The sequence below is a fragment of the Algimonas porphyrae genome (assembly GCF_041429795.1).
Lineage (GTDB): Bacteria > Pseudomonadota > Alphaproteobacteria > Caulobacterales > Maricaulaceae > Litorimonas > Litorimonas porphyrae.
The window spans coordinates 2702664-2725861 of sequence record NZ_CP163424.1 but is presented as its reverse complement, the minus strand read 5'-3'; the positions used below and the strand labels follow the sequence as shown (position 1 = coordinate 2725861).

Here is a 23198-nt window from a genome sequence, read left to right as displayed (position 1 = left end):
TTTCGACCACACAGGCGAAAGCCGGGGCCCCGCTTTCTGAGACAAAATCAGCGTTGAACTGGCGACGATCCCGAACTCCGACTTTTGCCGAGTTGAGCAGGAGAAAGACGAACAAAGTCATCCCCTAGCCCTAGGTGGTCCCTTGCGGCGCCCACCCTGCGCTTTCTTGGGCGGAGGGCGTTTCGCATTCTTCGCGGCGTCCTGCTTGCGCGCGCCGGGCTGGCTGTCGACTTTGGCTTTCTTGCTTGCATGCGTGCCGCGCTTGGGCGGTTTGCGCTTGTGGCGATCCTGTTCGCGCGGAATTTCGATCAGATGGCCGACCTGATCCCGCAGCTGTTTGCGACCGATTTCGTCGACGGCACCGCGTTGCAGCGTGAGCAGCTGAAACGGGCCATAGCTGGTCCGGATCAGCCGGTTGACCTTCAAGTCCAGCGTTTCAAGCGCGCGACGGACTTCGCGGTTCTTGCCTTCGCGGATCATGACCTCGACCCAGACATTGTCGCCTTTTTCGGACTCGAGCGTCGCCTCGATCGGGCCGGTCTGGCGGCCGTCGATCTCGATCCCGTCTTTCAGCGTGTCGAGCTTCTCCTGCGTCGTCTTGCCATAGGCGCGCGCGCGGTAGCGGCGCGACCAGCCCGTGCTGGGCAGTTCCAGCTGCCGCGCCAGCTCGCCGTCATTGGTTAGCAGCAACAGACCTTCACTCGTCAGGTCGAGTCGGCCGATGCTGATCACGCGGGGCAAATGTTCGGGAAGCGCGTCGAACACGGTTTTACGTCCGCGTTCATCGCTATGGCTTGTCACCAGTCCGGGAGGTTTATGATAGCGCCACAGACGCGGCGGCTCCTTAGCGGCGAGAGGTTTGCCGTCCACCTCGATGTCGTCTTTGGCGGTGACGGTAAAAGCTGGCGTGTCCAGACGCTTGCCATTGACGCTGACCCGGCCCGCTTCGATCATGCGTTCCGCTTCGCGGCGGGACGCGACTCCGGCGCGAGACAGCCGTTTGGCAATCCGTTCGCTATCGTCTGCTGGCTTGACCATTTGTCCATCCCGACACACAGGCGCGGTCATGACGATCCATGACAGCGATCAGGACTGGCCCGATCTGGCCCATATGGACCGTGCGCTGGCGCTCGCGCAAGCTGCGGCTGACAGTTGCGAAGTGCCCGTGGGTGCGGTGATCGTGAATGTAAACGGAATTGTTGTAGGCGAAGCCGCCAATGCACCGATTGCGCAGCACGATCCGACGGCACACGCCGAAGTGCTGGCCATTCGTGCAGCTTGTGAGAGGGTCGGGAATTACCGCCTGCCAGGGCACACGCTTTACGTCACGCTGGAGCCCTGCACCATGTGTGCGTCGGCCATCGCCAATGCCCGGATTGCGCGGGTTGTCTATGCCGCGTCCGACCCGAAAGGTGGGGCCGTCGAAAGCGGCGTGCGCTTCTTCGACGCGCCGACCTGTCATCACCGGCCCCTCATCAGTGCCGGCCTGCGTGCCGATCGCGCCAGTGACATGCTGCGAAGTTTCTTCAGAGCCCGCCGTCAGACGAAACGATGAAGACGTCCTTTCGCGAGGTTCAGGGCGCGGCCGCATTGTCCGGCGAGAGCGGGCGGCTGGACGGGATCGGGATGGCACTGGGTATTACTGGTGCCGTCCTGTTTTCGATGAAAGCCGTACTGGTGAAGATGGCTTACGGGGTCGTGCCGGACCTTCCCGTCGTCACCCTGATGGTGTTACGGATGGGGCTGTCGCTTCCGGCCTATATCCTGATCCTGATGATTGCGCGCCGGGCGGGGCAGGGGCGGATCGGAATACGCGAAACCCTGTCTGCAATGGCGGCGGGTGTTCTGGCTTACTATATCTGCACCTTTCTCGATTTTCAGGGCCTGAAATATATCACGGCGCAGCTCGAACGGCTGCTGCTGTTTACCTATCCGGCCTTCGTCGTGATCTTCGGCGCCCTGTTTTTCGGTGGCCGGATTAGCAGGGCGGGATTGGCATCGGTCGCACTCGCTTATGCGGGATTGGCCGTGGTTTTCCTGCGCGGCGACATGACGGCGTCTGACAATCTCTGGCTCGGGGCCGGGCTGATCCTGCTCTGCGCCGCTCTGTTTGCGCTGTTTCAGCTGATCGCCAAAGGCTTTATCGACCGGATCGGCGCGCGCGTTTTCACTTGCCTCGCCATGATCGGCGCGGCGACAGCCTTGCTGGTCCACTTCTTCGTCAGTTCAGGCGGTCTGTCCGGCATGATTGCGGCGTTGCAACTGCCGGGACAGCTCTGGGTAATCGCCGTTGCGTTGGCATTTTTCTGCACCCTCCTGCCTAGCTTCTTTATCAATATGGCGATTGGCCGGATCGGAGCACAACTCGTGGCTATTCTCGGCATGATCGGGCCGCTGGCGACAATTGTGGCCGCGATACTTGTGCTGGGAGAGCCATTCGGCCTCTGGGACGGGATCGGTACAGCGATCACGCTGATCGGAATCGCGCTCTATACAGTCGTCGCTCAGAGAAGCGCAAAACCGCGCCAGACATAGACGGCCCCGATCAGTGTGACGAGAATGCGCGTATAGCGTTTGAAACCGATGTCGGAAAAGTGGTGCAGCAGACGCGTCCCGATCCAGGTGCCTGCGATCACGGCAGGAACGGCTGCGACAAACACCCACCAAGGCGGCAGTCCCGCCAAGCCGACGCCGCGCGCCAGCGGAATACCGAAGTAGACAATCTTGACCAGATGCGATGCAAACATGGTGACGGCCTTGGTGGCGACGATCTGCTGCCGCGTCAGTTGCGTTTTGACGTAGAAGAAATCCAGCGCCGGACCTGCGACACCCGCACTCAGGTTCAGGCCCATCACCATCGCCCCGCACAGGACCGCATGCGCTGGCTTTTGGGCGTCTCCTGCCAGCCAGGATCGCGGCAACCACAGAAGCAGCGGCAATAAGCCAAGTGCGAGATAGAGTTGTGCTTTGGACGGCAGGAAGGCAACCGACAGCATCAGCAGCGCAGCCGGTATCGCCCCGAGCGCTGTCCAGCCCAAAATGTCCCAGCGGACATCCCGGCGCAGAAAATAGGCGCGTGTGCTGTTGGAAACGCCCTGCACTGCGCCGTGCAGGACCATGGCCTCCGCGACGCCCAGAAAAACGGCGATGACGCCCATGAAGATCATCCCGCCCGCCATACCGAACAGGCCGGAAATGATTGCCGTGACGCAGGCTGCGGTAATGATGAGAATATAGGCGTTCACAAACAGCCCCTAGCCGTTTCTGGGAATAGACACATCCGTTGCGGGAGGAGTGCGGCACAGTTTTAGGGAATGGCCAACCTCGACCCTGGCTTCGACCACATTCCAGACAAGGCCGATGCGCTGCAGCATCATCAGGACCCACCAACCGGGGTCCGGTTGGTTCGGAAAAAGCCCGAGCCGGGCACTTTCTGGAAAGGCGTGATGATTATTGTGATAAGCTTCGCCGAAGGTGATCAGACCGAACCCCCGGACATTATGCCCTTGCGTACAATGGCCCTCATTATGGAAATCACGGTGACCGTGATTATGAGCGACCCACCCCACGGCCCAATGCCCGAAAATGCTGATGCTGACACGTCCCCCGATCGCCCAGGCGACGAAACCGGGCCCGCCCATTATCCAGAGTAAAAGCGCGATCGGTATCTGTTGCAAGAAGGCCGTCGCCTGCAGCCATCGCATGGCGCAGCTGGCAGAATAAAGGTCGCTGGGCTGGAAGCCAGGCGGCAGGTCCAATGTCAGGGAACAATGGACCTGCCACCAAAAATCCTTCGCCGGAGCCCCACCATGTCTCAGATAGGGGTGGCAATCCGACTGACGCTGGGCCCAGTCGCGCAGATCATGAGTCTGAATCATGGTGCGGGGTCCGCCGAGACCGACAAGCGTACCGAGCCAGACCCCGATTACGGTGAGCCAGGGCGGGCAATCGAAGCTCTCATGAATCAACCGTCTGTGCATGCCAATGGAATGACCGCCACAGAGAATGAGGAAGCAACTCGCCAGGAAAACCGCGACCGCGCCCCAGCTGAACCAGATCGTGCCGCCAATCAGCCATAGCGCCGTCAGGCCCGACCACCACAGCGATTTGACGGGATCCCAGCGAACCCGCCCCGCCACGGGGTCGCAACCCGGTGTCGGAACGATGCGCGCGGCAATGTCCCTCACGCCGCGCCGCCAATGATCGCATGCAGCGCATAGTCCAGCCCGTCACCCACGGCCCGCTTCTGCAAGGGCCCGAAATACCAGGCCGGGGCGAGCAATCGCTCATAGCCCACTGTGAGGGTCACGTCGGTCTGGCCGTCCGCGCGCGGCGTCATCTCCAGCGCCCAGCTCTGAAAGAGCATATAGTGCGACAAATAAGTGTCATCATGAATGAATTGTGCGCGCAGCTCCGTTTCCGTGTTGTGGGTGAATTCCATGATCGACGTACCTTTATGGACGTTGAGGCCCGGCACGCCCCAGCGACGATATTCCATATGGGCGGTATGACGTGCCCCGACCGCGAGCGACTGGGCCTCGACGGCGACCGGACGCGGGAAGAGGGCGAGGAAACGCGTCCGACCTGCTTCGGGATAGGTATGGCCGATAATGTTGCTGCGGATTTCTGCCGGTGTCAGCTCCAGTGTTGCCGTCCGGCTCACCAGCACATCCCGGTCCGGTCCGAAGGATATGTCCATGCCGCGAATACCGTCCATCGACAGTATGACGACCAGCACGGGGATCACACTCATGCGTGTCTTGTCGCGCCAGCTCCGGTCACGCGCCGTCGGGCCCGGATAGATCAGGGCCGCCAACAGGGCGAAGAATACATAGATTGGCAGGAACACCAGAACGCATAGAAACCCCTCGAACAGAAGCAGCGAGGTCGCCATCATCACGATCAGGGCCGTGCGCAGATTGCGCCACAGACGTGCCAGGAAACGGTCGCTCTTGGCGACCGGCGTAAAGAGATAGATCGCGATGCCGATCAGATAGGGAATCAGGACGTAAAGCACGGCACTTTCGCGCATCCACGGTGTTCCGAGCGCGAACCGGATGATGCCGGACGCCGCAGCGATCAGGAGCAGATAGCGCAGCCAGACCGGACGCGGTCCTCCTGTCAGCCATGTCTGCAAACCTGTCATTGAGGCGATCTCCGGTGGATGGGCGGCTAACTCCGATTGAGGCCCAGAAGCGCGACGATGCGGTCGCCAAGGCGAACAAGGCGGGTCAGGGTCCGGACCGGCAAGGCCTGCATTTGCGTGTACCAGCGGTCCATATCGGCGGTAAAAGCATGCATTTCGCGCAAGCGGCGGCGCTGTTCATCGGAGACTTCGGCATCACCCTCCGCATCGGACAGGCAGTGCGACAGCGTTTCAAGCGCCGGGTCGATCTCGCGAGCCTTCCGCACGGCGGCGATGCGGCGGGCCAGTTCCCAGACATCAGTCTCAGCCGTGAAATGATCGCGCCGTTCGCCGGACACCGGCACGCGGCGCACGATGCGGTAGCCAGTCAGTTCCTTGAGCGAATTGCTGACATTGCTGCGAGCAATGCCCAATGTCTCGCTAATCGTCTCCGCCGGGAGCGGAGCCTCGCTGATGTAGAGCAGCGCATGAATTTGCGCGATTGACCGGTTGACACCCCATTGCTGCCCCATATCGCCCCAGTGGAGAATGAAGCGACGGACGGCTTCAGGCATCGCGTCGATTGTTTTCGATATTTCTGTCATGACAGAAATATAGGAAATTAGAGTGCGTCTGACAAGTCCGGTCTGGATGGAAATGATGCAAAATCGTTCGGATTGACGACAAGCAAGCGTTGATCGGGTGACAGCGTGTGTTTCTTAATCTATATAAATGCTGACGTTGCGGTCCCATCTTGTGCCGCGCATCCTCACCAGACACCGGAGAGGCACGTGGCCACTGCAGACAAGGGGGAGACGACGGACCGTTCGCGGCGGGACCATTCAGCCGTCGCATCGACCCCGGCAGCTTATCCTGAAACAAAGTCCCCGGCCCCGGAACCGCGCAAGCGGGCCGCGCCACAGACGGCGAAGTCGCTCTCGGCGTCGAAGCGCGATGCCAACTGGCTGAAGTCGATTGCCGAGGACCGGGATGCGCAGGCGCTGACCGATCTGTTCGATGTCTATACCCCCAAGCTAAAAGGCTGGCTGATGGCGCGCGGCGCGGGCGGTGCAACCGCCGAGGACGTCGTTCAGGATGTAATGGTCAAGGTCTGGACCGGCGCGCAGATGTTCGACCCTACCAAGGCTTCTTTCGCGACCTGGGTCTACCGGATGACGCGCAATCGCTGGATCGATCATCAGCGCAAGCATGGGCGGGTCGATGTACGAGACCCGGAACTGATGAAAGTGATCGCGGATGACGAGGTGCCAAGCGCTGAGAGCGGTTTCATGGCCCAAGAGGAAAACCACTGGCTGGCGCGCGAAATCGACAAGCTGACACCGTCACAGCAGACGGCGATCCGTATGGCCTATATGGAGTTCAAGACCCACAAGGAAATATCGGATGAAACGGGTCTGCCGCTAGGAACGGTCAAGACCCGCATCCGGTCTGCCATGCAGGCGCTCAAGACAAATATGGCTGAGGGTAAGCGGCGGTAAACACGCCTCCCTCTCCCTCGCGGGAGAGGGGGTCTTTACTCGGCGGCGTCTTCCGTCTTCGCAGGATCATATTTCGCAAACCAACCCATGATATTATCCGTTTTGGCGATCAGACGGCTGGGGCGGCTGGCAATATAATGCGGTGAGCCCGGAATGCGGATCAGCGCCGTATCGACACCTTGCATTTTGAGCGCGGTGTAGAACTGCTCGGCCTCCCAGGTCGGCGTTCGCCAATCTTCCTCACCCACCATCATCAAGGTCGGCGTGGTGACATTGTCGATCAGCATGATCGGGGAGAAATCCAGATAGGCATCGGGATCCTCCCAAGGATCGGCGCGGATCCAGTGACGGCGCACAAACTGGCCGATATCGGCGGCCAAGGCCATGGTCATCCAGTTGATGACAGGTTTGACGGATGCGGCTGCGGCGAAGCGGTCGGTCTTGCCGACGGTCCATGCCGTTAGAATGCCGCCGCCGGAGCCGCCGGTCACGAACAGTCGGTCCGGACTGGCATAATTGCGCGCCACCAGATCATCGACCACATCCATCAGGTCGACATAGTCGTTGCCGGGATAAGCCTTGTCGATGGCTTGAACGAAGTCATTGCCATAGCCGGTGGATCCGCGCGGATTGACATAGACGGTGACATAGCCTTCCGCTGCGTAGCGCTGAATTTCGCTAGCGAAGAAAGGTCCGTACATGGTTTGAGGCCCGCCATGAATTTCCAGAATAAGTGGAAAACTCCCATCGGCCTTAAAGCCTGGCGGTAGGGCAACCCAAGCTTCGATTTCCCGGCCATCGACAGACGATTTGACATGAAATTCCTCGATCGGCGCCATGTCGAGAAAAGGCAGTACATCATCATTCAGCGTGGTCATCACGCGTGGATCGCTGGCACCCCGTTGAACGGCGATTTCAGCCGGTCGGTCCGTAAAGCCAGCGGTGTATGCAAAGACAGGTGTGTTGGTCTGTGAGACGCTGAAACTGCCCGATGCGTAGGGGCGTCCGATGGAGGTGCCGCCCAGGCCGCTGACGACCGTTTTTGTTCGCCCACTGCGGGTATCGATCGAAATAATGTCGATGATGCCGGCATTTTCGATCTGGCCATAAAGCGTGCGGCTGTCGCTGCCCCAGTGGATGGCGTCGAAAGACCGGTCCAGAGTGTCGGCCAGTCGGCGGGGATTCGTGCCGTCGGCTTCCATAATGTAAAGTTCGGTCTGCTGGTAGGCGCGCAGCCTGTCATCATAGCCCAGATAAGCAATCCATTTGCCGTCCGGTGAGACGGTCGGGCTGCCGTCCGGGCCGTCGCGTGTGGTCAGGGGCGTCATCGATAGATCCGACAGGCTCACCGTGTAGATTTCGCTTTCGATCGGATCCATGTCCCTGTCTTCGGCCATATTGCCGCTGACCAGCAGCGTGCCGTTACCGAGCCATTCCGGGCCGCCAAAGTCGACATCGCCGCTTGTGATCTGGCGTGGGGATCCCCCGTCAGCGGAGATGGTGAAGACATGGGTCGCGCCTTCGCGCAAATATCCCGCCCCGTCGAAACGGAAGGTCATGTCGTCGAAAACGCGGACGGGTTCAGACCATTTGGCCCCGGCTGGGGTGGCCACAGGCTTCGCGAAGGCCGGCGTTTCGCCCGGAACGAACATGCTGAAAGCAACGGTCTTGCCATCCGGGGACCAAGTCATGGCGCCTGGGCCTTCATAGAACTGGCCGAGCGAGACGCTGTCCCCCGTATCGATATAGTGCACGCGCAGATCGGGCCGCTCATCCGTCGCGGTGGAATAGAGCAAGCGCGTCCCATCCGGCGACCAGCGCGGGCTGCCCTTGGACGCGCCGCCGACGATCAGCGGGCGATGCGCCCCCGTCGCGGTGTTCAGCGTCCAGATATCGCCGCGATCCGTATCGGTCTGTCGATCCATGGACCGGCGTACATAGGCTATGGTCGATCCATCGGGAGAAATTTGTGGATCGCTGGCATATTCGATGTCGAAGACGCGCTCTGCTGTGAAGGGCCGGTTCATCGTCTCGGAAGACTGAGCCGTTGCGGGGAAGGCCGTGGTCAGCAAGGCGAGGCTGCTGACGGCTCCGGCAAGTAGATATTTCATGGTTGGGCCTTTCATGGATCGTCTCCGTTTTTGTGACGGTCGCGTGCGTTCGAAGTCCGTCAGTTTCTGTCTGCGCGGCGCTGCTCTAATTCGGTCTCGAGAGTCTCTTTCAGAAGTAATCTTGCCTCAGAAGACATTTCGGCCAGCGCCTTGATGTCACCGCGCAAATGATAGGTCTGCTGAATATTCTCATAGTCCAGTTCGAGGAAGCGCTGGACCAGCATGTCGGCTTCCTCTTCATTATAGCCCATATCTGTCAGTACCGCTTCGCCCAGAGCCAAGGCTCCGCGCACGGTTTCGCGTTCTGCAAAATGCACATTCTCAGCCAGCAAATCGAACAGTTGCACCCGCCCCTTGGCGCGCACGATCAGCTTGGCGTCCGGAAAGCTTTTCTTGATGCGCCGGACGAGTTCGAGATTATCGGCGATGGCGACGACGATAATGCAGGCCCCGCCTGCGCCGGCCTGACGCAGCAGATCCATATCGGTGGCATCGCCGTAGAAAACGCGGTGGTGGAACTGTTTCAGGAATTCGATGTGATCGCCATTATTGTCGATCAGGGTCGTGCGAATGCCCTGCGCTTCCAAGAGCCGCCCGATGATCTGACCGATCCGGCCATAACCCAGAATGAGAACAGGGTGGTGCTGATCATAGGGGGCTTCGCCCGTCAAAGTGGACCCGTCCGTGTCGAAGCGGGGCAGGATCAGCTTATCGAAAATCAGCAGGATTAACGGCGTCATCGCCATGGACAGAGCGATCACGGCAGTCAGAATAGCGGCGGTTTCAGGCCGGATCGCCCCTTCCGTCGTGGCAAAAGTGAAGATGACGAACCCGAACTCGCCCGCCTGACAGAGCAGCGCAGAGAAAAACAGGCAAGCTCGACCTTTTAGGCCTGACATCCGTCCGATCAGCAACAGGATGAAGAACTTCAATCCCATCAATCCGGCGACGAGGCTGATCACCAAGATCGGTTCGGAAGCGATGAAAGCCAGGTCGAGGCTCATCCCGACCGAGATGAAGAACAGGCCCAGCAGTAGCGCCTTGAACGGTTCGATATCACGTTCGAGCTGATGGCGATATTCGCTGTCGGCCAGAACCATGCCGGCGATGAAGGCGCCGAGCGCCGCCGACAGGCCGAGCCAGTTCATCAGCAGCGCTGCGCCGACAACGAGCAGCAGCGCCACGGCGGTAAAAGTCTCACGCACCTCTGAGCGTGCGATCAGGCGGAAAAGCGGGGCCAGCAGATAGCGCCCGCCAAGAAACATGCCGACAAAGACGCCGATGACGGCCACGCCCAGCCAGACCCCGGTCGGGCCGTGTGGCTCCGCATGGCCGTCCGCATAATCGCTGGTTACACCATCAAACGGTGTCAGCGTGGCGAGGATCGGCATGGCCGCGATCATGGCGATGACGATCACGTCCTGGAACAGCAGCACGGAAAAGCCGCTCTGGCCTTCCGGTTCGGCCATAAGGCGTCGCTGCTGCAGGATCTGCAAGGCCATAGCGGTGGAGGAGAGCGACAGCGCCATACCAACGGCAAGTGCTTCACCCGTTGACAGCCCGACGATCAATGCGATGCCCGCAATGGCCAGCAAGGTCAGCAGGACTTGCGATCCGCCGACACCGATCAGTTTGCCGCGCATCGACCAGAGCTTGCGCGGCTCCAGTTCCAGCCCGATCAGGAACAGCATCATCACGACGCCAAATTCCGCAAAGTGAAGAATGGTGATGGGATCTGAGATCAGACCCAGCACGCTTGGCCCGATCAAAAGTCCCGCAACGAGATAGCCGATGACGGAGCCGAGACCCGACAGCTTGCTGATCGGAACCAGCAGGCTGGCCGCGCAGAGAAAGATGAATGCTGAAAGGAGGAAGCTGCCATCCATGCTCACAGGCGTAGAGGCCCGGGCGCCGAATGACCAGTAAAGATTAACCTATGTCAGGGGCCAGCCCGCCCAAAGTGACGGTTTCGGCGCGCAGCGCCAGGCGCACCGCCTCGTCCGCTTCGTCCACGCCCCAGATCTCCGCGCGGTAAAGCTCGTCAATGCGTGACAGATCGAACGCCTCGCCCGCCTCCAGCGCCTGTTCCATCACCGCCATGGCCAGGACAGCCGAACCATAGACCGCCACCAGATGCACGAACAGGGTCATGGCGAAGTCCGGCAGACCGCACGCATAGTCGGCGACGGTGTCGAGACTTGTCTCAGCCTGATCAATGGCGCGAATGCTGTCCGTGGTTTCCAGCCTGACGCCGCGTTCTGCCGCCCAGTCGATCCAGGGATCCCAGGCCGCGGTCTGACGGGCGACGAAGTCTGCCGGGTCCGGCGCGCGGTAGGATAGCAAGTCCGTTCCCGCATAATTGCGCGCATCAGCGATCAACGCCTCGCGGCGGTCCGCCACGCCCTCACTGGCGACATTGGCCAGCCGCGTGATGGGCATGAGGGCGGGATCGATCTCGCCGTCTTCAGCCGCCGGAACGGCATCCCATTCGGCCTTGAGCAGGTCTGCCACACGCTGGCTGGGCACGCGGATCGGCCTCTTGCCGGGTGTCTTCAGCGCCCGCCCGTCCAGACGGATGAACCAGCCATTACGATCCCGATCGACCGTGACGTCGGCATAGAAACGCCGCGCCATCAGACCAGTTCGTCCCAGTTCACCTCCGGATCCGCTTCGTCGAAACCGAACAGTGCGAATGCCTTGGTCATATGCGCGGGCAGCGGCGCGGTGATGGTAAGGTGCGGTTTTCCGTCGCGCGGGATCGACAGAGAGCGCGCATGCAGATGCAATGTCTTGTCGAGGCCGCCGGGCAGGGGACGGTCCGTCATATATTTCGGGTCGCCGGCCAGTGGTGCGCCCAAAATCTGCATATGCAGGCGCAGCTGATGCGTCCGTCCGGTCAGCGGCATCATCACCACGAAAGCCGCCTTCGCTCCGGCCGTGGCGACCGCCTGATAGAGTGTGCGCGCATGTTTGGCGTTTTGCGTTCCGTGACGCACCGCCATCATGACTTCCTTGCCCATATGAATATTGCCGAAGCGGTTATCCAGCTCACCCTTGGCCATATAGCCGGCAATCTCGCCGGAAAGCGGGCGGGGAACACCGTTTGTCACGCCCCAATAGACCTTCTCGGCGCGGCGGCTTTGAAAGGCGCGGCCCGCCCATTTAGTCGCCGCTGCAGACTTGGCGATCAGCAGCACGCCGGACGTATCACGGTCGAGCCGGTGTACGAGGCGGTGACCCTCGGGCAGCATCCCATCAATATGCTGCGTCGTCTTGGACCCGCCCTGCACGGCGAGGCCTGCGGGCTTATTGATCGCGACCAGATCATCATCCTCATACAGCACCCATTCGACGAGTTTGTTCTGATTGCGCTGAGAGGCTTTGGCCTTGACCTCGGACGGGTCGGGCAAGGGCGGAATGCGGACGGTCTGTCCGGCTTCGAGTCTGAAACTACCCTTGGCGCGCTTCCCGTCGACCCGCAGCTGTCCCGTGCGCAGCAGCTTTTCCACCTTGCCATGCGCGATATGCGGGAACAGGCGCTTGAACCAGCGGTCCAGCCGCTGCCCGGCATCATGTTCGGGCACTTCGAGTTGCTGAACACCGCTCATGTGAATATCTTGCTCATGCGAACACCTTCCGGGCAATCAGCAGGCCGAAGGCCAGCGCCGCAATGGCCAGGATGACGGAGCCACCGACATAGCCGAGCAGTGCGCCGTAGCGCTCCCGCTCCAGCATTAGCCACGCGTCAAGAGAGAAGGCGGAAAAGGTCGTAAATCCGCCCAGCAGGCCGACACCGAGAAACAGCCGCATATTCTGCCCACCATCCTTGTTCATTAGCCAGCCGGCCAGTAGTCCCATTAGCAGACCGCCGGCAATATTGGCCGCCATGGTTCCATAGGGAAAGCCCGGCCCGAAGGCGCGTAAGGTCAGCTGGCCGAGACCATGACGCCCCAACGCGCCGATCCCGCCCCCGAGGGCAACAAGCAAGTAGCTCTGCATCCGCGCCCTATAATCCACTCCCGCCCGGGTGCAACGTCTGTGGGCGGTCGATGCGTGTGACACCTCGTGTCATGACGTCTCCGCAAACATTGCAGCGGGTGCGGAACCTTGTCGACCCTTACAAATCGCTCGAGCCGAAATTCTCTTAAATTTGCATGCTCACTTGAGGCGGCGTGTGAGATTTTGGAAAAGAATGGACACAGGGTTCCGGGCAAGGTTAGTCATGCGCAACTTAAAAGACTTGTGTTTATTTACATATCGAGCTGGGGCCAATGAAGATAAATCCACGTTTGAATATTGGCTTGGAGAAACTGGCCGATCAAGCGGAGTTTGACGACGAAACGCTCAGAACTTTGCTCCGGTCTTTAAGTACGCGTCGAACGGTTTCCTTTTTCGGAGCGGGTATATCAATTCCCTATGGTGCGGGAACTTGGGATCAGCTGATCGACGATGTGCGCGGTCGAGCATTAAAAGCGATCATATTGGCAACCCAGCAGCCCGGATTGGACCCCCAGACGGTCAACCGGCTCAAACGCCTTGAGGGTCAACTGGAAGATCTTAAAAAGGCACCGCGCAACACGCCTGAGCAGAATCTTACCCAGATGGAACTTATCCGTCTCGCCTTCGATCTTGCGCAGAGTCCTGATGACAAGGACACATTCCATGAAGCGATTGCGCAACTGACAAAGTCTGATTTGCTGGTGGCGCGCAAGAATGCCTCCTTGCGTCTATCCCGTCTGAAGCGTGGTCTTGTGGCCGACAAGAGCAGAAGCGTTACCTTGCAAGAACCCGATCGAGAGTTCCTGAATGGAAAGCTCGCTCTTGCTCTCAATGTCGAAAGCCGGGCGGATAAGGCCTCGCAAGAGGAAAAGAAAACCAAGGCGGAAATCGATCTCGGGAGGTCCAACGGCAATGCCGCCTTACCCAGTGACGGGTCTCATGGTGATGCGGAGACCAAGAAACAGAGATTCCTGTTTCAGAATTTCTATACTGTCGAACTTCTGGAAACACTGCTGAGCTGGGCCCACTCAGAGCCGACTGCCAGTGGAGGAACCGGTTCCAGAGCGGCGCTTTCGGATTATCTTGAGGAGATCATCGACGGGGTCAGGGCCGATGCCGAGCGAGCGGGTCGTGATGTGAAGGCCGGAGGCTTGCCGCCCGATCGCAGAAGTTTTTTCTCGCTGATATTTGCCACACTGATCTTATATCGATTGTCTTCTTCTGATATGGAAGAAAGCTTCGATCTGCTTTTCAATTCTATCACGCGGGAGAATACGTCGAAGCCGATCCATCCTGATTTCGCCGCAAGCGAATATATCTACGAAGATGGCGATAACTCCGACATTACTGCGACTGCAGGAGAGTTGAGACCACGTTCCGATCCGATTCATGAAATTGTGAAGAAGCTCGACTTCTGGCGCTTTCTCTCCACAAACTATGATTACGAAGTCGAAAAATATTTCGAGTTCCTGAACTATCCGAGGGGAACCCTTTCGGAGCGAGCGGACATCGACCCGCAACCTGTGCCTGAACGTGTCGATCCGCAGACAGGCCGTAGAGTTTCACGGTCCTGGTTGGGAGAAGCCGCGACGAGCGATGTGATTTCGCCAAATTCGATTGGTGAGTTGATCGATTTTTCGACCTGTTCCAGTGATATGGGTGCGCGCGTCATGCATCTCCATGGCCGGGCAGATTTGCCTGGAACGATCATAGCGACCGAAAGCGACTATCAGACACTCTATTTGAACGAGCGCGAAAAAAACTTTGCCTTCGGTTACGCGCTGGATATAATTTTCAGTGGCAATCCAATTCTTTTTATTGGGTCCTCAATTTCAGAGCAGGATCTGCTGAGACCTCTGAGAGAATTTGCCAGCAATCGGTCTATCGAAGACCGTGATCTTTATGCGCTGATGCCCGCTATCGATCCCGTTTCGGTTCGCACGGCCAAGAAGGTCGAAGCCTTTATCCGCTACGGTGTCCGCATTCTCTTCTATGGCGAACAGGATAAGCAGAAAGCGCAGGGCTCAGAGACCGAAGACGATGCCTTTGATGTGAAGGATCCTGATGATGCTGCGGAAGAACAGGCTGAAGTACAATTCATTCCGAGGCAGCTTGGGGCTCTAGACTATGATCTGAAGGATGCCCGGCAGGAGATCGACCGATTACGCGGTCACATTGCTCAACTTGTGAAATGCCTCGATGATGACCCCGATCCGAGCAAGAATAATCCTGTCATCAAAGAGAAAAATCAGCAGGCATACGCTTACCTTTCCAAAGTGGATGAAGTGAAACACGATGGCTCTGAGCCCGAAGAGAACATCAACGGACGGGCTTTTTTCAGGTTTGACCGTGTTTTTCCCGATCATAAGAAAACGCTCGTTCTTGCCTCCGATGAGCTGACATTGCGTCTGACGTTGAAGGCGCTGAGCGATTACCTTCTGAGCCTTCAGCGCGAAGCCGGATTCACAGATGTCGTCGACGTCACAGCGGTCAAAATCTATCTGAAAGACACTTCGCCCTCAGGGGAGTTCGACGGGCGCCGTCTCGGTGAAGCGCTGATGCTCATTGACGATTTTCTGGAAAAATTGAAAGGCGAGGTGATCACAGTCGCGCTAAACCGCGCGATTGAAGATCTGGCTGATCTCAAAAGCCAGTGGTGGCGAGATGTCAGATTGCCACCACCCATGCGTTCAACCTCCGATTGGAACGATCATGGGAACGCACAACAGCCAGCTATCATTGCCAATCGACAGCGGGCGGTCTGGCCCAATCTGAGAGCAGAGGATTATGACGAGACGATCAAGCCGTTGCTGGAGCGTCTAAAACTCGATCCCGATGCGAGTGGGGTCAGCACGTCTGGGCGTCTTCTCTACTGTTTTTCAAAGAAAGGAATGGGAAAAGGATCATTCTTCCATATCCTTACGTCGCGGCTACAGGACCAAAACCCTCATCAATCTCTCGCTTGGATTGGTCGCCAATATACCCATCACTGGGCGGCCAATTTCAGTCACACTCTGGAATTTTCCTCTGCCCTGGTGGGTATTACCAACCTGCTCAAGAAACAGTGTGTCGATGCTGGATTGATCGACAATGATGAAGCGCACAGAATCCGAAACAGGCGTGGCCATCTCCATCTCGCCAGTCAGCTGGTCACGCTGATGTGCGAACAAAAGGACAAGGGACATTACACGCGCAGCATTTTCGTTTTTGCGGGCTTCGACTGCCTGCTCAATCAGGAAGGACGCTTCAGGACAGTCGAAGTGGATCGGATTTTCAAAGAGCTGATTCGAGCGGTCAAGGAGAGCAATATGCTGGATGTGATCATCGTCTCCGGACGCGGGGAGGGATCAAGAAATGTGTTTGCAAACGAACCGCTTCCGAAAGTCCCTGCGGCGAACGGTTCCGCGCATTCGGACGATCATACGGATGATGATACTGGGGAGCCCGCTAAGCTCTGGCTTGGTCCGACCCTGAAACTTCACGATATTCAAAATCTTTCGGAAGACCGGCAGAAAGCGATTTTTCCAAAAGCGCGCGCTTCCGGTGCCGGAGATGCCTATCTGATCGATATATTGCGACCCGAAAATCCAAATACGCCCATGCGACCCCTTCCGGAGGTTTCATGGGAAGTGAAAGCTTCACGGGACATTTATGACGATTGGGAAAAGGCCTATCGGGAGGTCCGGCGTAATATCGGTCGTTCCCGATATCTCAAAAAACTGCTGGAACATGTTCTGGATGATATATCTGTCTGGGAGCCATACCTGCCTGGCACGAAGAGGTTTCTCGAAGGCCAGACCTATTGGCTGAAACGGCTAACCGATCGCATTCAAGCGTCCTCAGCGGAAAATATTTCCTCACGCGTCATCCACTCCGTCCTCGAACGCTATGGATTGCAGGTCAAAACGAAGGACGGCTCGCTGGACTATGATAGCCGGATCGATTTTCTCGTTCTGAAAACGATTTCTTACTTCGGGTTTCCGACCGAAGGCCACGTCTTGATGCGCGTACCGCAGTTAAAGACCTATCTGATGTACAATGTACGGCGTCTGCATGGTACAAACTCCGTCAAGAAGTCGGAACGAGACCTGATCCCAGACTGCATCAAGCTTCTCGAAGTCTCCCTGGATCGTCTGCTGAAACGCCATTTGATCGGGGCGGTGTCTACGCGGTGTTGGGCGAAACAACGCGGGCAATTTGAAAAATCAGCTCAGAAGAGTGCCGTCGCTTCAGACGCATCCACGCAAACCCTGACAGGGCAATATAGCCAGGGAGAGTATGCGGGTTGGGATATGGCAATTGCCTATGAGCAAGCCTGGAAAAATGACTGGTGTCGGGCGAAGCAGCTGGACCCCGACGGTTTAGAATGCCCGCAAGTTGCCAATCTACGGCATGGATATCGCTATGTCCTCCATCCGGCGATGAAGCGGTTCGTTACCTCGAACTACACGTTCAGAACGCCGGAGCACAGTTTTACGAATACCTATGTGCTGTCCATCTTTGCCACACAGCCGACCGATGTCATGGTGCTTGATGAAACCGTACAGGATGAGGTTGATGGGATTATCGACTCTCTTAACGAAGCTTGGCGTTGCTATACCATCCAATCTCTCGAGGATATGAATCGTCCCGGCCCCCATGCGGACGGTCTGCCGGTCGAGAAAGATCAGATCGACAGGCTGCGGAAGGTCGCTCTCGGACACAAGTTGACTGAAAAGGAACTCTCTCCTGAAGATGATATCGACAATTTCGATGTTGCGTCGACCTACATGTTCCGAGCCAAAACCATCAAGGGCCTGTTAGCAAGAGCGTCCGCAGATATGCCGGCCTGTTTCCGGGCTTCTTACGGCGTGTTGAGACAGCTCAGACCCTTTGCCGTACTGGTCCGCACGGAGAAGAATGCCGAAGCCATCGTGGAATCGGGGTACCAGCAATCCCCCTTCGACCGGACAGCGAACCGCCTGAAGACTTTGCAGGAAGGTGCAATTTCGGCCCGCCAAGCCCGCCAGGTGATTACCGATACGCGGTCCAGACCTCATGATGGGCTGACCTACGATCAGGAGATCGTGAAGCCCTACGTCGACAAGCCTGACGATTACACGAAGCATCCGATCAATACGTTCGGTCCCTTAACCGTGCCGGAGGAGGCGCTATATCCACACGAACTGGCGTGGCTCTGGAACGAAAGGGGCGTGATCGCTTTTGCACAAGGCCGTCTTTATGATGCATTACCCTACTATAATCTGGCGCTGAAATCGATCCGGAAACATGAGGGAGATCCTGATCCGCTGGGCCCCAGCACCGTAAGGATCTGGGTCAATATCGCTATCTGCGAAATTGAACGCGGCAATCTACGCAGAGCCAATACCCTCCTGCAAACTGTCATCGACTATGCCCGGTCGGTTAATGACCTGTCACACGAACCGGAGGGTTTTGCAAAAGCCGGACATGTCATCGGACCTGTGTCGATTGGCTACCAAGGTCTCGTCAAACACCTTTCGGGCGACATTAGCGGCGCGATCAAGAGATATGATCAAGCGATAGATGAGTTGGAGCCGCAGAACCGCAGACGGGCGCTGTCCATCTTCTACAAGCACAGAGCTGATGCTTACGGCGTTTTTCGTAATGCCGGTGAGACAGTGTTTAATATGGATGGAAAAGATCGTGATCCGATGCGTGAAATCGACCGGTCGATTTCGGCGGCGCAAAGTATGATGCAGCTCGACCAGCTCCATTTTGCAAGACTATCTAAAGTCAAACTCCTGCTGATGGACAATACGACTGAAAATCAGAGGGAAGCAGCCACCGTAATCGCCGAAGTGCTGAAATATGCCGAGAGTATGAACCTGTTCCGTCTCCAGTCGGAAGCGCTGCATTATGACGCCCGTCTGAAATATCTGCAGAAAGAGTATAATGTGGCGTCTCGCTCGGCCTCTGAAAGCGTTGGTATCGCGACCCGGCACGGCATGAAGATGAGACGCATTTCTTCGAGCATTATCCTCGGGAAGATTTTCTGGAGAAATGGTGATCGGGATACGGCCATCACTATTCTCAATGATGCTAACCGCGATGCTCAGAAAGCCAAATATCAGCTTGCGATTGAACGAACGCAGGCGGCCCTCTTCGAGTTGTCCTCAGAAGCGGCCGGTTAGGGTGTTGGCGATTTAAATCATACTATTGGATTGGCCTGCCCCCCAAAAAGTGGTTCATTTTGAGAGTTAGAGTTTTTGGCTATTTTGCGCTTGAAGGAGCACGATATGGCGAGGAAACGCTACACACCTGAACAGATCATCGCAAAGCTGCGTGAGGCCGATGTCCGGCTCGCGGCAGGCGAGGAGACCAAGGCGATCTGTCGATCGCTCGGCATTGCGGAGCAGACCTACTATCGATGGCGACGCGAGTATGGGGGTCTGAAGGTCGATCAGGCGCGTCGATTAAAAGCATTGGAGAAGGAGAACATGCGGCTGAGGAAGGCGGTCTCAGATCTCACACTCGATGCGATGATTCTCAAGGAGGCTGTTGAGGGAAAGTATTAAGCCCTTCACGTCGTCGGCTGGCCGTGGATCATGTGCAGGCAGCGCTCAAAGTCTCTGAGCGCCGGGCCTGTAAGGTTCTTGGCCAGCACCGCTCCACTCAAAGAAAGCTGCCTCGCCCAAGAGAGGATGAGGCAGCGCTCACCGCGGACATTATCCGCTTGGCAGAGCAGTATGGCCGGTATGGCTATCGCCGGATCACGGCGCTGCTGCGCCGTGAAGGCTGGACGGTGAATACGAAGCGGGTGGCACGCATCTGGCGACGTGAAGGGCTTAAAGTTCCACAGAAACAGCCTAAGCGTGGGCGTTTATGGTTTAACGATGGCTCCTGTATCCGGCTCAGGCCTCAGTACAAGGACCATGTCTGGTCGTACGACTTCGTCGCGGATCGGACCCACGATGGCACAGCCTTCCGGATGCTAACCGTAATCGACGAGCACACGCGAGAATGCCTCGCGATCCACGTTCAGCGCAGTCTGAAGCACGACGACGTTCTGGCTGTGCTGACTGATCTGTTCACTCAGAGGGGTCCACCGGGACACATCCGATCCGACAATGGCAGTGAGTTCACGGCTCAGGCTGTCAGAGACTGGTTGGGCCGTATAGGCGTGAAGACACTCTACATTGAACCCGGGTCACCCTGGGAAAACGGATATAATGAAAGCTTCAATGGGAAGCTGAGAGATGAACTCCTGAACGGAGAAATCTTCTACAGCCTGAAGGAGGCACAGATCCTGATCGAACGCTGGCGGCAGCACTACAACACCGTCAGACCACACAGCTCGCTGGGCTATCAACCACCGGCGCCGAAAACAGTCTTGCCTCGCCCTGTTGGGCTCCCCTACACTGCGTTCCGGTCCGCCCAACAGGGCGACCATAACCGCCAAGCTCTAACTTAGCGGGTGGATCACCTACAGGGGTCAGCTCACACCCATTCGTCTCGCAGTAAGCCCATCATTGTGTTGTCCCACCGCTGCGAACCCACTTTGGTAAAGGATCGGCGCGTTCCCTCATCCATGAAGCCAAGTTTAGAATATGCCCTGATGGCTGGCTTGTTGAATGAGTAAACATTGAGATCAACTCTCTGGACATCTGGATTTTTGAAAGCTTCGTCGATTACAAGCCTCAGCATGGGTGTCGAGAGCCCTTTTCCTCTCTCGCTAGGCGCAATACCAACTCTGAATATCCTCGCAGTGCCGTTAGCCCGGTCGATTCCAAGCTGAATGTGCCCAATGCAAGCACCGTCTTTTTCTGCCATCCAGAATAAACGCTCCAGATATGGCGGCGCTAGGTTCTCATGGATCGCTTTCAAGCTTTCGAACGATAGAGGGAACGGTAGGTTAGGCCCGCCCCACTGAGTGATATCAGCTTCAGTCGTGAACCAACCTGCAACCAGATCATAATGATCTGATATGAATCTTATCAGCTTCATGATCAGTCCTTGAGACAGTCTGTTTCGCCGCATTCGCTACGAGCTGTTGAACTTCCTGCGGGCAGCCTTGAGCGAACGGGGCACGCCTACTTCTTCGGCTACTCGGCCATCATTGATCGGCGTGCCTATGGACTGAATGACCGGCAGAACTCCGCCCCAATAGGGTAGCTTATAATCGTCTTCTTCATCGATCGGTTGACCCTGACGAATTTTTGCCGTTGCGGTGTCAATCTTGATTGCTAGGACACCTGTCGATTTAAACTCTTTACCACTCATCGGACGCACTTCGGACCAGCGGTCCGGTAGGAGATGATTGGTTGTGGCTATCAAAGCGAGTTCCTTCTCCTCTGCGTTCGATACGTGTCTCACGGTTCCATGGACAACGACCGACCTGTAATTCACGGAGTGATGAAAGGCGGACCTTGCAACAACAAGCCCGTCGATATGGGTCACCGTAAGGCAAACAGGCGCCAGCTCAGCGGGCGATTTAATAATGCGAGTCGCTTTTGCGCCATGCACGTAGATGGTTTCATCAACGCGTGCGAACGCCATGGGGATGACCATGGGGCGGCCCTCGATGACGAAACCGACATGCGCAACAAGGCCTGAATCAAGGATTCTGAAAACAGTCGCCTTGTCATAGCGAGCCTTTGGCCTGACTCTGACCTTGGAATAGGGTTGGGGCTGATAAGCTTCTGTATCCATTGAAGAAAACCTTGTGACGATTCTGTTCTCCGACTATTAGAAACTAAACTGGTTCTAAAGAAGATCCGGTTTTTATGTTATTAGGGTGCCAGTTTGTTTAGTGGTATTATCGACATTGATCGGACATCCAAGCTTGGTCTGGCCGAGCAAATCTATCGCCAAATTCGTTTAGCGGTTCGTGATGGTCGGCTTGTCGAAGGGCAAAAGTTGCCATCAAGTCGCACGCTGGCGAAAAATCTGGGTGTGTCTCGCAACACGATCAACCAAGCCTATGATCTGCTCAAGTCTGAACTCATTCTTACTGTCAGATCAGGTGCAGTAGCATCCATTGCCAGCCGTCAACCGCTGTCAGGTCCTATTCACGAGAGCACAGAAACCCAACCGATAGGCGGAAGTCTCTCGGAGCGGGGAGTGAGAGCGAGTGAGGATCCAAGGCGCGATCTCAGGGTTCATCAAGGCGGGATATTGCAATCAGGCGTGCCTGCTCTGGATCTTTTTCCTCGGGATGCCTGGGCGAGATCGCTACGCAGGTCATCAAGACTTCTGACCGAAGATGATGTCTTTTATACAAACATTGGAGGTTTGCCGCGATTCAGGTCTCAACTTGCGGACTATCTGTCCAAAGCGAGAGGGGTTAAAGCTACTGCTGAGCAAATACTTGTCACAACGTCGACGCAGGCATCTCTATCCCTCCTAAGTCAATGTCTTGCAGACCCCGGTGATGACGTCTTCGTTGAGGACCCTGGATACCCAGGAGCTCGGGTCGCTTTTAACGCTCACAGACTTGCTCTCCACACGCTAGACATCGACCCCGAAGGGGCCCTCCTGCCGGATCGTGCGAGTAAACTAGATCCACGGCTGATATACCTCACTCCCTCGCACCAATTCCCAATGGGCTACTGCATGTCCTTATCGAGACGCTTGGCCTTCATCGACTATGCTCGAGACAAATGCGCCTTCATCCTCGAAGATGATTACGACAGTGAATTCTTGGTGGCTGATCACCCCATAGCGTCGTTGCAAGGCCTGGCTTCCGGATCAGAGGTTATCTATCTGGGCACATTTGCGAAAACGATGCTTCCTGGCATCAGGGTCGCTTATATGGTCGTTCCCAAGGACCTGTCTGCTCCGCTCTCTCAGGCCATAAGAAATACTGGCGTCATGGCCAGTGTACCCATTCAGGCCGCTTTGGCGGATTTCATGGAAAGCGGACAGTACTACACACACTTACGAAAAACGCGTTCTATCTATGACTCGCGGGGGAAGGCCTTGGCCTCCGAACTTAATCGGCAGCTTGGAAATCGAATACAGATAGTCGTTCCCTTTGGTGGCGTGCAACTCGTTGTGAAATTTGCGTTAGACCGAGACGACATATCCATCGCTCAGACGCTACAAAAAGCAGGGGTCGGCGTTTCCGCGTTGTCGCTCACCTACCTTGGTGACGGTGCTCCTGGTCTCATCATAGGCTACTCGCAAGCAGATGAGGGTCAGATAAGCACAGGAGTACAAGAAATATGCAAAGTTCTTAAATAAATCTCCGGAAGCTGCGTCAGTGCGACTTCATGGTCCTGACCCGGATTAACAATGTTCGGCAATCTTCTGTCGCGGACGCTCGGCACGCTGGCCATGGTCTATGATCAGGCCGGGCATATGCAGAGCTAATCCGGCTCGGTCCCGGGGCATGGGGCGCCAATGCCCCACGAATATGCGCAGGACGGCAAGCGCGTGCTTAGCATGGTCATCGGGCGGGTGAGCTTCTACGTCAGGTCCCGGCTTTGCGCGGCTCATGTCGCT

General features: G+C 57.1%; 18 protein-coding genes. 6 read left to right on the top strand and 12 right to left on the bottom strand.

Translation table 11 applies throughout. The annotated features are described in order from the left end of the window. Nucleotides 1–117 precede the first annotated feature (117 nt). Nucleotides 118–1038 (bottom strand): pseudouridine synthase, encoded by a 921-nt coding sequence (locus tag AB6B39_RS13205; protein ID WP_284374020.1) that lies wholly within the window; start codon nucleotides 1036–1038, stop codon nucleotides 118–120. A gap of 28 nt (nucleotides 1039–1066) precedes the next feature. Here AB6B39_RS13205 and tadA point away from each other — a divergent pair, with 28 nt between their 5' ends. After that, complete coding sequence (gene tadA, locus AB6B39_RS13200) at nucleotides 1067–1555, top strand: tRNA adenosine(34) deaminase TadA (protein WP_284374022.1); 489 nt, start codon at nucleotides 1067–1069, stop codon at nucleotides 1553–1555. Further along, nucleotides 1552–2535, top strand: coding sequence for a DMT family transporter (locus AB6B39_RS13195; RefSeq protein ID WP_284374024.1), 984 nt, complete (start codon nucleotides 1552–1554; stop codon nucleotides 2533–2535). The genes tadA and AB6B39_RS13195 overlap by 4 nt, the downstream gene beginning before the upstream one ends. Here the strand turns inward: AB6B39_RS13195 and AB6B39_RS13190 are convergent. From AB6B39_RS13190 to AB6B39_RS13175, 4 genes are read right to left on the bottom strand one after another with little or no spacing between them, the layout of a single operon-like run. After that, entirely contained in the window at nucleotides 2505–3245 is a 741-nt protein-coding gene (locus tag AB6B39_RS13190) for a sulfite exporter TauE/SafE family protein (protein WP_284374027.1), read from the bottom strand. The two genes, AB6B39_RS13195 and AB6B39_RS13190, sit on opposite strands and share 31 nt — an antisense overlap. 9 nt (nucleotides 3246–3254) lie before the next feature. Further along, nucleotides 3255–4187, bottom strand: coding sequence for a fatty acid desaturase (locus AB6B39_RS13185; RefSeq protein WP_284374030.1), 933 nt, complete (start codon nucleotides 4185–4187; stop codon nucleotides 3255–3257). Next, a complete protein-coding gene (locus tag AB6B39_RS13180; protein ID WP_284374033.1) occupies nucleotides 4184–5146 on the bottom strand; it encodes a hypothetical protein in 963 nt (320 codons plus the stop codon). Before AB6B39_RS13180 ends, AB6B39_RS13185 begins: the two co-directional genes overlap by 4 nt. 26 nt (nucleotides 5147–5172) lie before the next feature. Then, nucleotides 5173–5730, bottom strand: coding sequence for a GbsR/MarR family transcriptional regulator (locus AB6B39_RS13175; protein WP_348520206.1), 558 nt, complete (start codon nucleotides 5728–5730; stop codon nucleotides 5173–5175). A 186-nt stretch (nucleotides 5731–5916) separates the two neighbouring features. Here AB6B39_RS13175 and AB6B39_RS13170 point away from each other — a divergent pair, with 186 nt between their 5' ends. Then, nucleotides 5917–6624 (top strand): RNA polymerase sigma factor, encoded by a 708-nt coding sequence (locus tag AB6B39_RS13170; RefSeq protein ID WP_284374037.1) that lies wholly within the window; start codon nucleotides 5917–5919, stop codon nucleotides 6622–6624. A gap of 35 nt (nucleotides 6625–6659) precedes the next feature. On the opposite strand, the gene AB6B39_RS13165 is transcribed toward AB6B39_RS13170, so the two are convergent. From AB6B39_RS13165 to crcB, 5 genes are read right to left on the bottom strand one after another with little or no spacing between them, the layout of a single operon-like run. After that, nucleotides 6660–8750, bottom strand: a complete 2091-nt coding sequence (locus AB6B39_RS13165; RefSeq protein WP_371398620.1) for a prolyl oligopeptidase family serine peptidase — start codon at nucleotides 8748–8750, stop codon at nucleotides 6660–6662. Between the two features lie 44 nt (nucleotides 8751–8794). Then, entirely contained in the window at nucleotides 8795–10621 is a 1827-nt protein-coding gene (locus AB6B39_RS13160) for a monovalent cation:proton antiporter-2 (CPA2) family protein (RefSeq protein WP_284374041.1), read from the bottom strand. Between the two features lie 43 nt (nucleotides 10622–10664). After that, nucleotides 10665–11369, bottom strand: coding sequence for an ATP12 family protein (locus tag AB6B39_RS13155; protein ID WP_284374044.1), 705 nt, complete (start codon nucleotides 11367–11369; stop codon nucleotides 10665–10667). Next, the gene (locus AB6B39_RS13150) at nucleotides 11369–12343 is read right to left on the bottom strand and encodes an RluA family pseudouridine synthase (protein WP_284374046.1); all 975 of its coding nucleotides are present in this window, start codon (nucleotides 12341–12343) and stop codon (nucleotides 11369–11371) included. Before AB6B39_RS13150 ends, AB6B39_RS13155 begins: the two co-directional genes overlap by 1 nt. A gap of 13 nt (nucleotides 12344–12356) precedes the next feature. Further along, on the bottom strand, nucleotides 12357–12734 hold the full coding sequence (gene crcB / locus AB6B39_RS13145) for a fluoride efflux transporter CrcB (RefSeq protein ID WP_284374048.1): 378 nt from the start codon (nucleotides 12732–12734) through the stop codon (nucleotides 12357–12359). Nucleotides 12735–13006: 272 nt separating this feature from the next. Here crcB and AB6B39_RS13140 point away from each other — a divergent pair, with 272 nt between their 5' ends. Then, nucleotides 13007–18886, top strand: a complete 5880-nt coding sequence (locus AB6B39_RS13140; RefSeq protein ID WP_371398619.1) for an SIR2 family protein — start codon at nucleotides 13007–13009, stop codon at nucleotides 18884–18886. 105 nt (nucleotides 18887–18991) lie between these two features. Continuing rightward, a protein-coding gene (locus AB6B39_RS13135) for an IS3 family transposase (RefSeq protein ID WP_284374395.1) occupies nucleotides 18992–20166 on the top strand; the annotation gives its coding sequence in 2 pieces (ribosomal slippage) (nucleotides 18992–19256 and nucleotides 19256–20166; 1176 coding nt in all). A 26-nt stretch (nucleotides 20167–20192) separates the two neighbouring features. Here the strand turns inward: AB6B39_RS13135 and AB6B39_RS13130 are convergent. Together AB6B39_RS13130 and AB6B39_RS13125 are read right to left on the bottom strand one after the other, a co-directional pair. Further along, entirely contained in the window at nucleotides 20193–20699 is a 507-nt protein-coding gene (locus AB6B39_RS13130) for a GNAT family N-acetyltransferase (RefSeq protein WP_284373826.1), read from the bottom strand. Nucleotides 20700–20735: 36 nt separating this feature from the next. Next, nucleotides 20736–21404 (bottom strand): pyridoxamine 5'-phosphate oxidase family protein, encoded by a 669-nt coding sequence (locus AB6B39_RS13125; protein ID WP_284373823.1) that lies wholly within the window; start codon nucleotides 21402–21404, stop codon nucleotides 20736–20738. Between the two features lie 93 nt (nucleotides 21405–21497). Between AB6B39_RS13125 and AB6B39_RS13120 the strand changes: the two genes are divergently transcribed. Then, nucleotides 21498–22937: a PLP-dependent aminotransferase family protein gene (locus tag AB6B39_RS13120; protein ID WP_284373821.1), complete on the top strand. Its 1440-nt coding sequence runs from the start codon at nucleotides 21498–21500 to the stop codon at nucleotides 22935–22937. Nucleotides 22938–23198 lie beyond the last annotated feature (261 nt).

Excerpts from the sequence above, each read along its gene's own strand:
- AB6B39_RS13205 (WP_284374020.1), bottom strand. The coding sequence starts at position 1,038 with ATGGTCAAGCCAGCAGACGATAGCGAACGGATTGCCAAACGGCTGTCT.
- tadA (WP_284374022.1), top strand. The coding sequence starts at position 1,067 with ATGACGATCCATGACAGCGATCAGGACTGGCCCGATCTGGCCCATATG.
- AB6B39_RS13195 (WP_284374024.1), top strand. The coding sequence starts at position 1,552 with ATGAAGACGTCCTTTCGCGAGGTTCAGGGCGCGGCCGCATTGTCCGGC.
- AB6B39_RS13180 (WP_284374033.1), bottom strand. The coding sequence starts at position 5,146 with ATGACAGGTTTGCAGACATGGCTGACAGGAGGACCGCGTCCGGTCTGG.
- AB6B39_RS13175 (WP_348520206.1), bottom strand. The coding sequence starts at position 5,730 with ATGACAGAAATATCGAAAACAATCGACGCGATGCCTGAAGCCGTCCGT.
- AB6B39_RS13165 (WP_371398620.1), bottom strand. The coding sequence starts at position 8,750 with ATGAAAGGCCCAACCATGAAATATCTACTTGCCGGAGCCGTCAGCAGC.
- AB6B39_RS13160 (WP_284374041.1), bottom strand. The coding sequence starts at position 10,621 with ATGGATGGCAGCTTCCTCCTTTCAGCATTCATCTTTCTCTGCGCGGCC.
- AB6B39_RS13155 (WP_284374044.1), bottom strand. The coding sequence starts at position 11,369 with ATGGCGCGGCGTTTCTATGCCGACGTCACGGTCGATCGGGATCGTAAT.
- AB6B39_RS13150 (WP_284374046.1), bottom strand. The coding sequence starts at position 12,343 with ATGAGCGGTGTTCAGCAACTCGAAGTGCCCGAACATGATGCCGGGCAG.
- crcB (WP_284374048.1), bottom strand. The coding sequence starts at position 12,734 with ATGCAGAGCTACTTGCTTGTTGCCCTCGGGGGCGGGATCGGCGCGTTG.
- AB6B39_RS13140 (WP_371398619.1), top strand. The coding sequence starts at position 13,007 with ATGAAGATAAATCCACGTTTGAATATTGGCTTGGAGAAACTGGCCGAT.
- AB6B39_RS13130 (WP_284373826.1), bottom strand. The coding sequence starts at position 20,699 with ATGAAGCTGATAAGATTCATATCAGATCATTATGATCTGGTTGCAGGT.
- AB6B39_RS13125 (WP_284373823.1), bottom strand. The coding sequence starts at position 21,404 with ATGGATACAGAAGCTTATCAGCCCCAACCCTATTCCAAGGTCAGAGTC.